Consider the following 15,921-nt stretch of genomic DNA (forward strand, 5'->3'; position numbering starts at 1 on the left):
AGCCTCCAAAACCGTGTGTAGGAGCGATCTCCGAATCGCGATATCTAACTAATAACTGACAACTATCTTGTAGAAACGTCCTCCGAATCGCGACAAAATCTCGATAAAATTGACGAAAACCGAAAACGCAATGGCTCTGAGGATCGCAAACTTTTGATTGCATGAATTCCCAAGGTGTGCTAAACTTTTAGTATAAAAATCGAAAAATTACGAACCTGTACATATCCTCAGCATTAAAAGTATATCACAAAATATTTAACAGTTGCAAATTTTTTGGATAGGAGTTGGCAGTTGTGCAGACGGATGCTTTTAGCACGGGAAACGTGCTATCGTGGCAGAGGACGCAAAACGCAGCAGCACATCAAGCGGAATTACGACGAAGCAAACAGGCATGGGTTGCGTTGCCGTCCGCTTTACTGCAAACGCGCTATCAATTGGACGCGATAGACCTATCCTTCGGCGATGCGGAAACAGCAACAACAATCCAGCCCGCGCTTCGGAATTCTCAACTATCGGACGGAACAGGATTTAATCAATACTACTTAATCGCGGAACCACACGCCGATGCGCCGTGTTATAACATCAGCGACTATATTCAGCGATGTGTGGCAGGTGACCTCACGATTGCAGAACGGCTGCGTGGACGAACGGTAATTAACCTCTACCAGACAGAAGGGGTGACGGACGATCTGCTAAGTGACAACGGCGTATCTCAGTTCATAGAGCGGATGCTGAGAGGCTACTTAAAAACTTACGGCAAGCAACACCTCATCGGTTTTACCTGTGAACTCCCGAAATTTCTGTCTTTAGCGAGTGTCTTAGGTGCCGGAACAGCATCAGTACCGTGGAGTCCTGTGTTACTGGACGCGTCGGAAACGACACTCGCAACATACCTGCCGTTAGTGTTCTATGAAACTTACAACTCGGCGGCGGTCAGAAACACTTTCTGGAAAGCGTTGACGACGCGATTCGCGACCTGTTTCCTTGGCGGTTTACGTAATTTCTGTCATCAAGAAGGACTTCGGTTCGCTTTAAGCCTCCCAGCGAGTGCGAAGACGTTGGAGTTTGAGTTAGGATCCATGCTCGCAGAAGTGGACTGCCCTATTCTGAACACCACCGAAATAGATACACCAAAGCGGTTCGTCGTTGCTAAATGGGCGTGCAGCAACACACAATATGCAAGTATTGCCCGGAAAACAGGTAACAAAACGGATGCGCTCACGCCAACATCGCGACGCCTTGAAGATGCGAGCCTCGGTTTCAACTTGTGGATGAACAGAAATAGTGCTGCTGATAGTGTCCCGCAAGGATTAACAACGGGTTACCCGAAACGACCAATCCTAATGGTAGCACCGACGCAGAGCCTCTGGACAAAGCCCGATGAGAAATCGTGGAGCGGTGTCACAAAAGCGTGGGGATGGTTGTGCCAAAGTGTATGGGAATTGGCTTACGATTTCAGGATTGTCTCGGAGCAGGAACTCGGTGCCACAGAGGTTATAGACGCTGCCGCCGCGAGAAAACTCGGTCATAAAAACGGTGGTCTCTGTTTCCCGGACGCCAAAGCGAGCACCAAAGAGATTTATAGCGTTATTTTGCTTCCGAGTTGCATATCGCTTCAAGAAGAAACCGTCAAACGTCTAAAGGCATTCACGAAAGCGAAGGGGAGGCTGATCATAGATGAACCTACGCCGTATCTGCTGAACGGCAGGATAGGACTTGAGCCGTACCCGCTTGAGCAACTCATTTTCGGACGACGCACAACAATTCTCCGAGGTCCATCGGACGAGAAGTTGTTAAAACTTGAAAAACGGCTCCGAAAATGGGTGCCCCGTATTGTCTCAGTGTACGTAAAGCCGGACAACAATCCGACAGATAGCGTTCAAGTCCTCCATAGGGAAGCGGAAACCTCCGAAATTTTCTATCTATTCAACGCAAGCAGTGAACCGATAGATACTTTAATCGAGATACAGCGAAAGGCATTGAGCGTTTCGGAGTTTGATCTGCTCAACGCAACAAAGGAAAACGTTACGTTTTGGCACGCTGATGAGAAGACCTATCTAAATAGTGTATTCACACCGAAACAGGGACGACTCTTCGTGGTATCATAGAGTAGTAGAATTGAGACTCAAACAGTTTCTGTCATTTTAAGAATACGAAAGGAGCAATTATGACAGGTGGCGATATTTTTGTTGAATGCTTGAAAGCACAAGGCGTTAAAGATATTTTCGGTTTACCGGGTAACCACTTGGACACCGTTTACGAGGCATTATATAACAACCAAGACAATATCCAGCACTATGTCACACGGCATGAAGGCGGTACGGCGTTTATGGCAGACGGCTACGCGCGTGCTACTGGCGATGTCGGTGTTTGTATGACTGTGCCGGGTCCTGGATCAAATAATGCTTCTGTCGGCATCGGTGAAGCGAATACTGCTTCGTCACCAGTGCTTTGGATTACCGGGCAGAACCCATCCTACTTAGCACAACGGGATCCGAAGAAAAGTTTTCACGGTTTGGATCAGAGAGCCGCTTTCACGCCGATGACTAAACATCTGGAGATTGTGCATCGCGTCGATCAGATTCCGGGGGCTATCAACCGGAGTTTTAGTGCGCTCCGTTCAGGCAGACCGGGACCTGTCCTGATTGAACTCGCAAAAGATGCGTTGGATGCAGAAGCCGATCTTCCCGTCCCGCCACGGAACAACGGTATTCAGACGACAGCAGCTCCCCAAGATATTGATGCTGCCATAGCACTCCTCTGTAAAGCAGAGCGTCCACTGATTATTGCAGGCGGCGGTATCAATCATACCCGCGCCACTGAAGAAATACTTGCGTTCGCGCAGCTGCTGGACGCACCCATCGTGATGACGGGTTTTGGAAAAGGTTCGGTGCCGGAAGACTCGCCACATTCCATCGGTATCTTCCGAGACGGCGTTGCGCAAGCTGCAATGAACGTCTCTGACCTCATCGTTGCTGTCGGCACCCGATTCAACTATCGCGATACCGGCAACTGGAGCCTCAAGATTCCGCAACCGCTGTTGCATATTGAAGCCGACCCCGAGGAGATTCACAAGGAATACGCTGCGACTGTCGGCATCGGTGCAAATCCGAAATTGGTTTTACGCCAGTTGAACGCTGCGCTGAGTGATGAGAAGCGGATAAGCGGTTGGGGTGAAGGTTTACAAGAATTACGCCGCCAATTTATGGCAATTGAACGTCCTCGCATCCTCAAGGAGATGCGCGATGTGATGCCCCGTGATGCCATCTTGTCGGTTGACGTTAACATTACGGGTTATGGTGCACTGCCACATTTCCCTTGTTATCATCCAGGGACTTACATTTTCTCCGGTGTGTCTGTGGCAATGGGCATCGGATTGACGGGTGCTATCGGTGCGCAAGTCGCCTATCCTGAGCGGAAAGTTGTCGCGCTGAGCGGTGACGGCGGGTTTTTAATGACGTGTCCAGACCTTGCAACCGCGGTGATGTATAACCTACCCGTTGTGACGCTCGTGATGAATGACAATCAATACACCTCAATTGAGCGTGGGCAGCTGCGCCGGTTCGGCAAACGCATTGGTGTGGAGTTGGTGAACCCAGACTTTGTGCAATTCGCTGAATCCTTCGGTGCTGTCGGATTACGCGTTGAAGACCCTAACGACTTTAAGCCGATGTTTGAAAAGGCACTCGCTCTGGATAAGCCGGTTCTCCTTGAAGTCGTTAAGTAGGTATTATCTTCTATCATAAAGGAGTTTTTTATGAAAAAAAAGATTGGTGTTTTAACAGGGGGTGGCGATACGAGCGCGCTCAACGCTACCCTTAAAGGCATCGCGCTGAAAGCCGAAGAACTCGGTTTTGAACTCATCGGATTCATGGAAGGCTGGCGCGGTGTTTTGAAGGGTGGACACTACTTTACGCTAACGCCTGATCTGATTGACGAAAACCGGGGAGGGACGCTTCTAAAGAGTTCACGCACGAACCTGATTAAAGATGATAAGTTAGACGAGGCAGTAGAGAATCTTAAAAAACTCGACATTAGCGGACTCATTCCAATTGGTGGAGATGATACCTTAACGGTTGGCACAGCACTGTCTGATCAATTTACAACCACATTCGTGACGAAAACCATTGATAACGATGTCGGTGTTAATCCACCAGAGGGAGACGCTGTTGACTACTCTAAAATGGTGAACTATTTCTGTCCCGGCTTCCCTTCATCCGCAAATAGCGTTATCAACTACGTCCGAGACTTACGGACAACGACCTATTCCCATGACCGTGTGATTGTCGTTGAAGCGATGGGGAGAGACGCGGGTTGGCTAACGTTATCTGCTGCTTACGGGCAAGCTGACCTGATCGTTGTCCCAGAAATACCGTATCAACCGGATAGACTCGCAGAAGCGATCCGTGAAAAACACACCGAACAAGGCAATGTTATTGTCGTTGTCTCGGAGGGTATTCGGAATGATGATGGCGAACTGATGATTACATCGGAAGCGGAACTCGACGCTTTCGGGCATACGAAACCGGGCGGATGCTCAGAGATTATCGTTGAAGCGATGAAGAAACGGCTCCCAGATATTTCGGAGTCGGCGTTCCGTGCCTTGATCCTTGGGTACCTCCAGAGGTGTGGCAGCCCGATACCCTTGGATAGAGACATCGCTATGAAGGCGGGTGCTATGGCGGTGCAAGCACTCTCAGACGGGATGTTCAACGGCGTCGCAACGATTACGCGAACAGATGCCGGTATTGAACCGACACTAATGCCGTTAGAGCAAGTCTTAAAGCGGGATGCGTCTGGTCACGTTATTCGGAGAAGTCTGGACCTGCGGTTTTACGATGCCGAACGGTATCAGATGTCCCCAGCGGGTGCCGGATATTTCCGTCCGTTGTTCGGGGACTTACCCCGCCCAGAATTATCATTGGATGATCGATTGATTGAGATCGGCGAGATTGGATGATAGCGAGAGAATTTCTGTAAATGTAGGCGCGGTTTGAAACCGCGCCTACTGAAGTTGAGGCAACTCGTCTGTTTTTAGTTTTACAAAACCAAAGGAAAACAAGCGATGAAAAAAGAACAAATCATGTCTCAAAATCCACGTGTGATGCACGGTGCTTTAGTTTTCGCTGGCACTCGGGTACCAGTCGAAATTCTGATTCAGTATCTTGTATCAGGTGATTCACTTGATACATTCCTCGCTGATTTTCCGACAGTCTCACACGAGCAAGCGGTTGCTTACTTGGAAATGACCTTGGAGTATGCGAATGCGCGTGTTGCTTGATGAAAACCTTCCGCATCAACTGCGCCCACTTTTTGCGGACTCAATTGAAGTTATTACAGTTGGTTATCGCGGTTGGAACGGAAAAGAGAACGGAGAACTTCTGCGAATGGCTGCGGCGGAATTTGATGCCTTTGTGACAACAGACAGAGGCATTTTGTATGAACAGAACTTGAAGGAGATTGAACTTGGTATTGTTCTGCTGGAAGCCAATAGGAATCACTACGAAGCACTTGCCTTGCTGATTCCTCACGTAAATACCGTATTGAAAACACTCCAAAAAGGGCAGGTTGTGCGCGTGAGTGATTAGTGCTCAGTTGGGTTCACCGCATTCTACGCAATGGGGATTTACTAATTTTGGGTATAAATGCTTTTCCCCTCCCCGTAGTAAGAATCATAGATGTGCTGATAAAGGGAAACCAGAGATGGAAAGGGTAATCGGTTTCTATAAACATTCTTAAAAAATGCCCAAAGAAATAAATCCTACAGGACTCAAGAGGCGTTTTGAGTGGATAAGGTTTGTGTCTAAAATCCGGTGCGGTTGGGAAACCCCACCTACCGGATTTGGGACTGGAGGGGTTGGGAAACCCCACCAATGACATTTGGTTGTTTATGGACTCACAACCTTGTAGAGTTCTATTTGTCCGTTCCGGATCGTGTTAATGACAACGCTTTTAATCGGATGACGATTGGCATTGTAATGCGAAATAAACGTTGCCCCCTGGTGGCTGGTGATATTTGAAAGGGCATCCCGAACGGCAGCAGGATTGAGTGTTTGCGCTTCTTCTATGGCAGTCGCTAAGAGGGACATGGCATCATAACCCGAAGCAGCCGCGCTATCTGGCGGGGTCATAAACAGGGCTGTATAAGCCTGGACAAAGTGTCCGGCACTCGGCACTTCTGGGCTAAAATCTGCAGTAAAGTAAGCTCCCTCTAACGGTGCATTATCAGTTAATGTGCTGAAAAGTTTCTGAGCTTCATCCCAACTCCCAGGCCCAAGAAAAGTTGCTTGAATACCGATCTTTCTGGCTTGCGCCATTACGAAGTGAATATCTGGAATAATTCCTGCAATATACAGCACATCGGGTGCTGCGGTTTTGATGTTTGTTAGTTGTTCATCAAAGGTGTTACCGCCAACCTGATAAACTTCACTGGCAACGATTTTCCCTCCGAGTTCCCGAAAGTTATCTTCAAAGGCTTCTGTTAGGCTCTCTGTGTAAGCACTCTCAGTTTGACGGATAGTCGCGGCGGTTGTTGCGCTGAGTTCGGACGGCTCGATTGCGAATTGTGCCATTACCGCGCCATGGGCTGATGTCGTAGGGGCGACGAGAAACACAAAGTCTCCCGCAGCGGTCACATGATCGCCAGCGGAGCCGGGGATGATGAGACGCTGAAGTTGCTGGACAACAGGTCCAACCGCTATGGAATTGTTTGAGAATATAGGCCCCAGAATCGCTGAAACCCCGTCTTGTTCAATTAGTGTTTTTGCGATGCGGATACTTTCCGCTGCGTCGGGGACGAAACGCGTTCCCTGATTATCTCTGACGATAAATTCAATTTGCTTGCCGAGAACGCCACCGCGCGCATTGATTTGGGTCCGAGCGAGTTCTGCCCCTTGGCCGAAACCGGTGTAGTATCCGGAGGGTTGAATCACACCAATTTTAACAGTAGAGACAGCATCAGTGGCGGGAACATCAGGGACAATCACCTGTTTCACGCGTTCGCATCCGGTAAAGGATATAACCACAAATGCGATGAGGGTTAAGAAAATTTTTGTTTTCATTATTGACTCCTTGTCTGAAAGGGAAATTGCGCTGCGACGACGAATCGGTCATCTGTTTCAGGCGATCGGTAGATAAGACTGATGGCATCCACCTCACATCGTATCGGTTGCCATTCGGTTTGGAGACGCTGCTGTTGGGTCTGCAAGACGCGGTGTTGGAATTGTCCGACGGAAAGATGTGGGTGGAATCCGCCAGCAAATCGTGCTGTGTCGTCGTAGTCGGGAAGATGCTGCAGCAATATGTTGTGTAACTTCACGATTTCGGTCGCCGGTTCAGGAACAAGAAACATCGTACACGACTTTCGGTGTTGGAAAGCATCAAAGCGAGCGAGTTCAATGGAAAAAGGCGGGACCTGTTGTGCGACTCCTGTGAGCGCGGGCATGATCTCTGCGAAATCGCGACGTGCTGCGAATGGATAGAGCAGCGTTATATGAGGCATCCATCGCTGGAAGTTTCGGTCGTGAATCTGTCGGATGGCTTGGATGGGTGACTGTACGGTCTCTGGTGGAATAAGAACAACGGCTGTGGTGTGCGTTTTGCTTGGCATAAATGAAATAATGGCTGTCAGCAGTCAGTAGTCAGCAATCAGCGACCAACAGACATCCCCCATCGACCACCATCAACATGTAGCGTCTGTCCCGTAATGTAAGAGGCATCGTCGCTAAGGAGGAAAGCGATGGCGGATGCGATCTCTTCGGGGCCGGCACGGCGTTTCATAATGCAGGAATTGATCGGCGTTTCCTCTAATTCTTTCTTCCGAGCAGCAGGGTCGGGTGCTTTGCCGAAATGCATCTCCGTAACGATCCACCCTGGCGCAATCGCGTTGACGCGGATGCCATATTCAACGAATTCATAAGCCATTGTTTTCGTGAGAGAGACCAATGCGGATTTAATTGCATCGTAGACCCACCCACCGGGCCTGCCGAGAAAACCGCCCTCTGATGAGAGATTGACGATAGCAGCACCTTCCTGTTTCAAAAGCGGTAAGAGATGTTGTGTGATCAGTACCCAACCTCGGAGACCGATTTCGGTTTCGGGTTGCCAATTTCGGATCCATGCGCCGTCTTCTATTGTGCCAGAACGCGCGATAGCAGCGTTATTGACGAGGACATGAAGCGCGGAAAACTTTTCGGTGACAGCACCTGCAGCGGCGATAACGCTTTCATCATCAGCAAGATCAACTTCTACAAAAAGTGCCTTCCCACCTGTTTCTTGGATTTCGGCGACTGCCTTGTGCGCCATTTCGGCGTCGTTGTCAGCAATGATGACCTGTGCCCCTTCGGCTGCGAGACGGTTCGCCGTCGCCCTACCGATACCAGAAGCACCCCCGGTTATCAATGCGACTTTATCTGTAAAACGGATTGTTCCCCATGGATTTGTTTGCATGTGTAGTTTCCTTTTATCTACCTGTCAGCGACCAGCCATCGGCTGTCAGAAATCGTGAGCAGTGCTCACTCCTACAATTGGGTTGTCAACAATTAGCGATCATCTGCCAAAAGTCGCGAGCACGGGGAAACACCCCAGCAAAAACACTCGCGCCTACAAGAGATATAAGATTCTTTTTATACACCTGCGGCGAAGCCACCGTCAACGAGGAGAGAGGCACCCGTAATCCATTCTCCGTCGTCGGAAGCGAGGAAGACACAGGCACGTCCAATGTCTCTCGGCAGACCGAACCGCGGTAATGCAGTTTTTTCGAGTGCTTCATTGATCTGTTCTGGCGTGAGGTAGTCCTGAATTGCTGTTTCAATATAACCCGGACAGATGGCGTTGACAGTTATGCCGAATTGTCCGATTTCTAACGCTGTATCTCTGACCATGTTGACGACAGCGGCTTTCGCTGGCGCATACGCAGGACCTGCACCACCGCCATAAGCGTGAACAGAGGCGATCTGGATGATTCTGCCAAATTTTGACTGTTTCAGATGCGGGATTGCGAGTTTCGTCGCGACGAAAACGCCACGGAGATTAACACCAACGACTTGATCCCAATCGGCGATTGAGATATCCTGCGCGCCACCGGGGATGTGGATACCGGCATTATTGACGAGAATGTCAAGTCCACCGAAGTGTTCGACGGTCTGCTGTATCGCCTCAGCGACTTGTGATGCGTCAGCGACATCAGTCTGAACGAATATCCCTTGTGCACCGAGTTTTTCGATTTCCGTGACGGTGGGTGTCGTTACATCGGTTTCATGATATTTGCCGCGGAGGGGTGCTTTCTGCTTATCTATAACGGCGACACGTGCACCCTCACGGGCGAATTCAAGTGCGATACCGCGCCCGATGCCTGAACTCCCACCAGTTACAATGCAGATGCGATCCTTGAGTAGCATGAGTATCTTTCTCTCCAAAGCAAACGGACAGCGCTACGTAACAAAAACTCGCTGGTAGTTGGCTGTTTTGTCTGAAGGCTTAATATGAATTTCAACCTTGCGGTTCAGTCTCTTGAGAATCATTAGCAACCGCTCCACGGTGAAATTAAAATCCATTTCCTTCAGGCGGGACACATCAGACGGATCGAGTCCAAAGCGTGCTTCTGCTTTTGCCGGGGTTAGTTTTTGCTCCTCAAGAAGATGATAGATTGCGAAGGCGAGGTCTACCCTTAATTGTTCGTATTCCGCTTCTTCCTCAGAGAAACCGATGTCCAAAAACACATTCCCAGAACTCTCCTCAATTTTGATTTCTTCACTCATTTTTCCCCTCCATCTCTTGCACTATTCTCAGGCGTTGTTTAATCAGGTCAATTTCTCTTTTGGGCGTGCTGATACCACGAGTAGATTTCTTCTGAAATACATGAAGTACATAGATGTTCTCGCCAATCTTAACAGTATAAACCGCACGGTAGGTGTTCGTATCGTAACGAGCGACAATCTCAAATACACCTGAACCTACTCCTATCAGAGGTTTGGCATTCCGATGTTTACCTCCAATTTGAGCAATACGTAATGCCTCACCTACTGCATCTCGTGCGGGTTTGGGAAAACGCCGTACCCGGTCACGAGAATCTCCAACCCACCTCACATCTTTCATCGATTGATCCAAAATTCTACCTCTTTTGTATTATACCGTATCTTCCAAAATCTTTACAACATTTTCAGGAATGCATCCCTCAAGTTGTAGTAACTGTTGGCTTGCTTGACATCGCCTTCAAGCCCGTGGACAGCGAGGTTCATTTTGCAGAATCTGATAGTTTCGGCGACACGCTCAACGCCGCAAAACTGCAGCTACCAAGTAGATTAAGCACTAAAAATAAGACCTACCGAGTGAATTCCCGGCACCGAATGCGTTGTAAGGTGTCCCCGCAGGTAATGTGCGGATGCCCCACGTTTCCGTCGTTGCGTCATAACCGACACCCATCGAAACCGCAGGTTCTTGGATGAGGTTCACCTGGAACGTGAAGTCTTGACGGACATTGTCGTAAGGCGGCTCTCGTTTAATACCGATTCGACTCCAAGAAATTCGGAGATTCCAATCGTGTAGGTTACGTGTCATACTTAAACGTTGTTGATAAAATTGCCCATCAATCGGATAATAGATGAGACTGGCATTAAATTCGAGGTTCCGGCTCAAACGGTAACGCCCAGTAGCCGTGATAGACCGCGAAGCACGTCTTGCGGTATGTCTCTTGCTAAAAGAACTCCCGATACTGACATTCCAAGACTGTCGGGTGTAACGGATGTTGGAACGGAATCCGACCATCTTGAACTGTTTTCCGTCATCTGGATGCGGGTTCGGATCGTGTGTAAAACGGAATGTCATGTTAAGGTTTCGACTCGGCAGCGGGACGATTGTAAAATCGCTCTCAATAGGTTCAAACTGACGCTCATCTAAGGGATCAAATTCTGTGAAATCCGCGGTAAGGCGTGTATCAAAATAGAGGATCCGATGTGGCGATTGGCTCCGCCGAGTTTTGATCTCAATACCTGTGTTAAAACTATAGGTAAGACGTTTTCGCTCATAGAAATAGGTGCTGGGACCGAACGGATAGAGGTTCTCATCTCTGTCAACAGCAGGTTGATAATCGTAACGGAGTGAGGACTGAATCTCGTGCCGTAATTTCCGTAGTCCCGGGACAAAACCGACGTTGTAGATGCGGAAGAGCGTATTTGTAGCCGATCCGTTAAAACTGAAAACGCTCCGAAAAATGTTCTTGTTTTCATCCTGGTCTCGGTCGTGCCAAACCGTATTTGAGTTGAGGTTAAGGCTCAGCTGCAACTCTCGTAAAGGCGTAATCAGAAGTGTTGATTGTTTGCGGACATCAAAACCGAGGTCCATTGTTTTCAGGAATACATCTCTCTCTTCCTCACCATCTTTATTCCGAAAAACCTCCCTAAAGAAGTTGCCGAGTTCAATATCAAGGTCAACACTTGTGCTTTCAAGCGTTGGAAACGAGAGCATTGAGAGGAACGGTTTCTCTGTTTCAAATTTTTCAGCAACCGTTAACATGCTGTCGTTGAGCGTCTCGAAGAGAGGGAACGCGCTGAGGCGCATCCGTGAAAAATTCACGGTTAATCGAGGAAGTTTCTGTAACGACCTCGTACCTTCACCCGTGAAATCGTGGATGTGCCGGATTTCCAGTCTACTTGTGATATCGCCAATAGTCTCTCGTGAGAACTTCAGATTTCCATTTGCATCAAGGTCTTCGAGATCAAAGGTTGATAAACCCGTCCCATAAGTAAGAATTGCAAAAGAGTTGAGTGTAGATTGCGCCGGGAGCTCGTATTCTTCCTTATAACTCTGGGATCGAAGTTCCGTCCTGCCAGTGAAACTAATCGGCCTTCTACCTTCTTGACGGTTATCCCATGGCGTATAGATGGAATGTGTATGCGCCCATCGCGCAATTAGGTTGTTACCGGTTCGGACGGCACTCTGTCGTTGTCCAGAATAAACATCTTTAGCGTAGATATAGAAGTCGCCGCGATAGGTCCGCTTTCTATCGACTTTGATGAGCCGGAAAGATTTCTTGGTTTGAATAGGTCGTCTCCCCAAGTCGCCAGCATACAAACTCTGTGCTTCCGAGGCTACCGGACTCGGGTCTTCCCACCGTCCACGGAATCCGTGTTTTCGATAGATTTTAAGTTCTTCTTCACCTTCTGCGTCCTCTCCTGCGTCCTCTTCTGCGTCTTCTCCTATGTCTCCTTCGGCAGTTAAGTTTTCTGCGTCCTCTCCTGTGTCTCCTTCGGTGATTAAGTCTTCAGGATCAGTTCCGTTTTGATTAGGAACTGCACCGTCCTGCGTGTCCACCTCCACTTCGTTCTGCTCGGCACTCTGTGCGCTATCACCATCATCCGTTTCGTTCTGCTCAACATTCTGTCCATCATCCATACCAGTGGTCTCAGCCTCTTGAACAGGAGCCTCGTCAGTGGGAGCAGTATCAGTTTCTTGTAGCTGAATATCCTCAGTAGTATCTTGCGGTGTTTTATCCGTTTCAGTTCCTTCTTCAGTCTCTTCAGGTGCAGGATTCATTACGTCTTCGTAAAACGTCTCCCATTCCGCCTCAAATTCCGCTGCGATCACTTCAAAGGTAGGTGTCTCCTCTTTTCTGATTAATTGGAAGATATAGAGACCTTCAGGCATAGTAATAGGTCGGCGTTCAATAACATCCCCCGGTTTCTCTAAACGTCTAACAGAGGATTGCCAAGAAGACTCCATCTCGTTTAGTGGCAGTCCTTTGCCTTCATTAACTTCGGAGAGTGCCGGTTGCGCTACATCAGCAAAATCATCGGAAAGACTCTCCATCATGTCCGAGGATATTTGCACGAGTTGTTCAAAGGGTTCACCTTCGTGGGCGCGTTGGAGCATATCATCCGCTAATACGCGTAGCGCGTCCTTTGTATCACCGCTGGCGGTAATAGCGATATCAATACGGCGGAGTTTAACCTCACGTTCACCATAGACATCAACAATCTGATCGGCTTTGAGGATGTGAAATGCGGATTCGGTTTGGACGATAGCACTAATTTCGCCTTCTGGTAATGTGAAGGCAGCTGCTTCCAAAGTGGGATCAAGTATCGGTTCACCGTCCTCGTCGGTTTCGCCGAGGGCAAGGAAACCGAGGTCGCCGCCCTCATAACGGGTATCCGAGTGGTCAGAACTACGCTGCGCGAGTTCCGCAAAGTCTGCGTCTTCTTCTTGAAGCTGCTTGAGAAGTTCTTCCGCCTGCTCTCTGGCACGGGCAATATCGGCATCCGTAATTTTATATTCCAGAAAAATCTGCTTCAACCAATAGCGATCATATTCACCATCAAGCCGGTCCTGCAATTCTTGGGCTTTTTCCTGTAACTTGGTCCGTTGATTAGGGGTTACATCCGGCGGAATCGGGATGTAAATTTCTTGGAACTTTGTATCCGAGAATCGATACTTGCCTTCAAAGCCGTAGCCTTGTCCGCGTCGCGCGCTTCTATCATAAAGCAGTGCCCCATCATAACGCCGTTTCCGGGCAATAGGCTGGATAATACTGAGGTAAGGGCCTTGATAACTATCTGTCCCAATTTTGACGATAATCTTGGCTACTTTTCCTTTACGGAGATCACGTCGAATCGCGGGGAAATAGAAGAGCGGAAATCCACCAATACGCAAAACGATGTTTTTCGCGATCAACTCCTGATTCATTCGGACAATGACTTCGGTGACGCTGAAATAGTAGTGTGGGTGTTTCAGTGAACAGGTGGTCAACGTCGCGCCTCGGATATAGGAGCGATCCTCCTCTATTTTAAAGATTTCACTCCCGCCGAAGTACCACGGGTCGCTATATGTGAAGCCGTTGCGTGCAATCCCTTTTTTGTTTTCAAGATTGAAGATGAGTTCATCGGAGTAGGTCTCTTCATTGCCGACCTTGAGATGAACGTTCCCTGATGCCCGCAACAGATTCTCGTCGAAATCCGCCCAGACATTATCCGCCCGCAAGATGACATCTTCAAATTTGATGAGAGCATTCCCGTGAATTTGAACGAAATTATCAACGATAGACATATCGTCGCCATCGCCGATGACCATGCCTTCTTCGGGGACATCAGTTTCCGGATTTAACCGTTCCGAACCACCTTCTTCTTCCTCTTGTGCCGGTTCCGCTTCGGCATCGGGTGGCTCTGCCTCAGCAGCAGGTGGCTCAGCGGGTTGCGCGTCGCCTTCTTCGGCGGTATCAGTCTCAGGATCCAACTGTTCTGAACCATTCTCTTCCGCTTCGGCATCGGGTGGCTCTGTCTCAGCAGCAGGTGGCTCAGCGGGTTGTGCGTCTTGCGCTATAACCGATTGCATTGGGGAAAAGAGATATGCAATGACGAATACGACTGCCGCTATGCACACACACTTCAGCATGAAAACGAGCAAGGTGCGTATTCGCGACGGCGGGTTTGTTTCACAAAGGGACACTGCGTTTGCATATTGATGCTGGTGATGGATAGGCAAATCGGAACCGCTCTTTCTCACAGGTTTCTTACTCTTTCAGATTAATTTTAATGTAGGCGTTTTCAAGCAGTTTGTCAGTATATGCGTCCCATTCTTCCTGAAATCGCTGTTGACGGAGTATTACGGTAATCTGTGCCTTCTCCGCTTCAGCCAGACCGGGACTATCTCGTTCGTCAACTCTGAAGATATGGAGTCCAAGTTCAGTTTCATAGGGTTGGCTGTAGGCACCGGAAACCAGCGGTTCAACGACTTCTCGCGTTTTAGGATTGAGCTCCGATAAGGATCTTATCCCAAGATCTCCACCGTTTTCACGTGTTTCACCATCATCAGAATGTGCCAATGCGAGTTTACTAAAATCTTCACCAGCTTCCAATTTTGCGTAAACTGCGTCAGCGCGCTTGCGCGTTTCTTGTATAGCCGATGGGCTTGCAACCAAGGGGACAATGAAATACCGAAATTCAATCATCTCGTCAGTTTTCTTTTCAACGGTAAATATATAGAGGCCTCTGTCGCCTTCAATAGGTTCACTGAGCGCACCTACCGCCAAATTTGTGAGTGAATCCTGAAATATCTTCGGAAATTCACTGAGCTCTTCGGTAGACGCTTTTACGAGACTGCCTGCCTGCTGAGAGGTATCATTACGTTGTGCTACCTCCTCAAACGTCGCTTTTCCTGTTTCGATTTCATTCAGTGCTTTTTTCACGTTTTCATAAGCGGCATCGCGATCGGCTTGGTTGGGTTTAAAGGCGATAAAAATGTGTCTTAAATGGACTTTGTCTGTTTTGGTTGATAATTGGTCCCGATTCTCTTCAAAGAATTCTTGGATTTCGCTGTCGCGTATCTGTAGCCTGGGGACAATTCTACCCATAACGAGTTTCTCTGTTTTGAGGTTCCGCTCTGATTGTTCACGAAATGCCGCGAGTGTCATCCCCTCTCGGTTCAGCTGTCTCTCAAATTCCGCGTCGGTCTCGATTTGGTATTTGTCTTTAAAGTCTTTGATGTACTGCTCAACCTCTGTATCACCGACAGTAATCCTTAATGTCAACGCTGCTTCCAAAAGTAGCATTTGCCGGATAAGTCTGTCCAACAATTCGGAGCGTTGTCGTTCAGCCTCATTGAGTGCTTCGCGCTCACTAAAGCGATAAACTTGCTGGAGTTCCATGGCACGTTGGTTCACTAAGACATCAAGCTCGCGTTTGGTGACAATGTCGTCGTTGACATAAGCGACAATTCTATCAAATGTACGAGCATAAACGCTTGAGATACCACCGCTGATAAGAAAAACGATCAACGTAAGATAGACACCTTTTTTGTACAGCATGTACCTGCTCCTTTATAGAGGTATTCAGTTGTCAGTTATCAGTTAAGAGGGTTCTGATTAAACCATATCCCTCTTGTAACTAACAACTGACAACTGACAACTACTGACAACTGAAAGGTTTTTCATGC

At 48.5% G+C, this 15,921-nt stretch carries 13 protein-coding genes; 5 read left to right on the forward strand and 8 right to left on the reverse strand.

Going from position 1 to position 15,921, the window contains the following annotated elements; all coding sequences use genetic code 11:
* The first annotated feature begins 293 nt into the window (after nt 1-293).
* The 5 genes from OXH00_22350 (at nt 294) to OXH00_22370 (ending at nt 5,588) form a co-directional block, all read left to right on the forward strand.
* Nucleotides 294-2,108: a hypothetical protein gene (locus OXH00_22350; protein MCY3743766.1), complete on the forward strand. Its 1,815-nt coding sequence runs from the start codon at nt 294-296 to the stop codon at nt 2,106-2,108.
* A 59-nt stretch (nt 2,109-2,167) separates the two neighbouring features.
* Nucleotides 2,168-3,727 (forward strand): thiamine pyrophosphate-binding protein, encoded by a 1,560-nt coding sequence (locus OXH00_22355; GenBank protein MCY3743767.1) that lies wholly within the window; start codon nt 2,168-2,170, stop codon nt 3,725-3,727.
* 30 nt (nt 3,728-3,757) lie between these two features.
* Nucleotides 3,758-4,960 (forward strand): 6-phosphofructokinase, encoded by a 1,203-nt coding sequence (locus OXH00_22360; GenBank protein MCY3743768.1) that lies wholly within the window; start codon nt 3,758-3,760, stop codon nt 4,958-4,960.
* Nucleotides 4,961-5,065: 105 nt separating this feature from the next.
* Nucleotides 5,066-5,281: a DUF433 domain-containing protein gene (locus tag OXH00_22365; GenBank protein MCY3743769.1), complete on the forward strand. Its 216-nt coding sequence runs from the start codon at nt 5,066-5,068 to the stop codon at nt 5,279-5,281.
* Nucleotides 5,265-5,588: a hypothetical protein gene (locus OXH00_22370; protein ID MCY3743770.1), complete on the forward strand. Its 324-nt coding sequence runs from the start codon at nt 5,265-5,267 to the stop codon at nt 5,586-5,588. The genes OXH00_22365 and OXH00_22370 overlap by 17 nt, the downstream gene beginning before the upstream one ends.
* A 300-nt stretch (nt 5,589-5,888) precedes the next feature.
* Here OXH00_22370 and OXH00_22375 read toward each other — a convergent pair whose 3' ends face one another.
* The 8 genes from OXH00_22375 to OXH00_22410 all read right to left on the reverse strand — a co-directional run bounded on the left by OXH00_22375 (nt 5,889) and on the right by OXH00_22410 (nt 15,793).
* Nucleotides 5,889-7,061, reverse strand: coding sequence for an ABC transporter substrate-binding protein (locus tag OXH00_22375; protein ID MCY3743771.1), 1,173 nt, complete (start codon nt 7,059-7,061; stop codon nt 5,889-5,891).
* Nucleotides 7,061-7,609, reverse strand: a complete 549-nt coding sequence (locus OXH00_22380; protein MCY3743772.1) for a 2'-5' RNA ligase family protein — start codon at nt 7,607-7,609, stop codon at nt 7,061-7,063. The genes OXH00_22375 and OXH00_22380 overlap by 1 nt, the downstream gene beginning before the upstream one ends.
* Before the next feature lie 38 nt (nt 7,610-7,647).
* Nucleotides 7,648-8,448, reverse strand: coding sequence for an SDR family NAD(P)-dependent oxidoreductase (locus OXH00_22385; GenBank protein ID MCY3743773.1), 801 nt, complete (start codon nt 8,446-8,448; stop codon nt 7,648-7,650).
* Between the two features lie 176 nt (nt 8,449-8,624).
* The gene (locus OXH00_22390; GenBank protein ID MCY3743774.1) at nt 8,625-9,398 is read right to left on the reverse strand and encodes a glucose 1-dehydrogenase; all 774 of its coding nucleotides are present in this window, start codon (nt 9,396-9,398) and stop codon (nt 8,625-8,627) included.
* A gap of 33 nt (nt 9,399-9,431) precedes the next feature.
* Nucleotides 9,432-9,758, reverse strand: a complete 327-nt coding sequence (locus OXH00_22395) for an XRE family transcriptional regulator (GenBank protein ID MCY3743775.1) — start codon at nt 9,756-9,758, stop codon at nt 9,432-9,434.
* The gene (locus tag OXH00_22400) at nt 9,751-10,095 is read right to left on the reverse strand and encodes a type II toxin-antitoxin system RelE/ParE family toxin (protein MCY3743776.1); all 345 of its coding nucleotides are present in this window, start codon (nt 10,093-10,095) and stop codon (nt 9,751-9,753) included. The genes OXH00_22395 and OXH00_22400 overlap by 8 nt, the downstream gene beginning before the upstream one ends.
* Nucleotides 10,096-10,308: 213 nt before the next feature.
* A complete protein-coding gene (locus OXH00_22405) occupies nt 10,309-14,493 on the reverse strand; it encodes a peptidylprolyl isomerase (protein ID MCY3743777.1) in 4,185 nt (1,394 codons plus the stop codon).
* 7 nt (nt 14,494-14,500) lie between these two features.
* Nucleotides 14,501-15,793, reverse strand: a complete 1,293-nt coding sequence (locus OXH00_22410; GenBank protein ID MCY3743778.1) for a peptidylprolyl isomerase — start codon at nt 15,791-15,793, stop codon at nt 14,501-14,503.
* Nucleotides 15,794-15,921 lie beyond the last annotated feature (128 nt).

The sequence above is a fragment of the Candidatus Poribacteria bacterium genome, assembly GCA_026706025.1.
Taxonomy (GTDB): domain Bacteria; phylum Poribacteria; class WGA-4E; order WGA-4E; family WGA-3G; genus WGA-3G.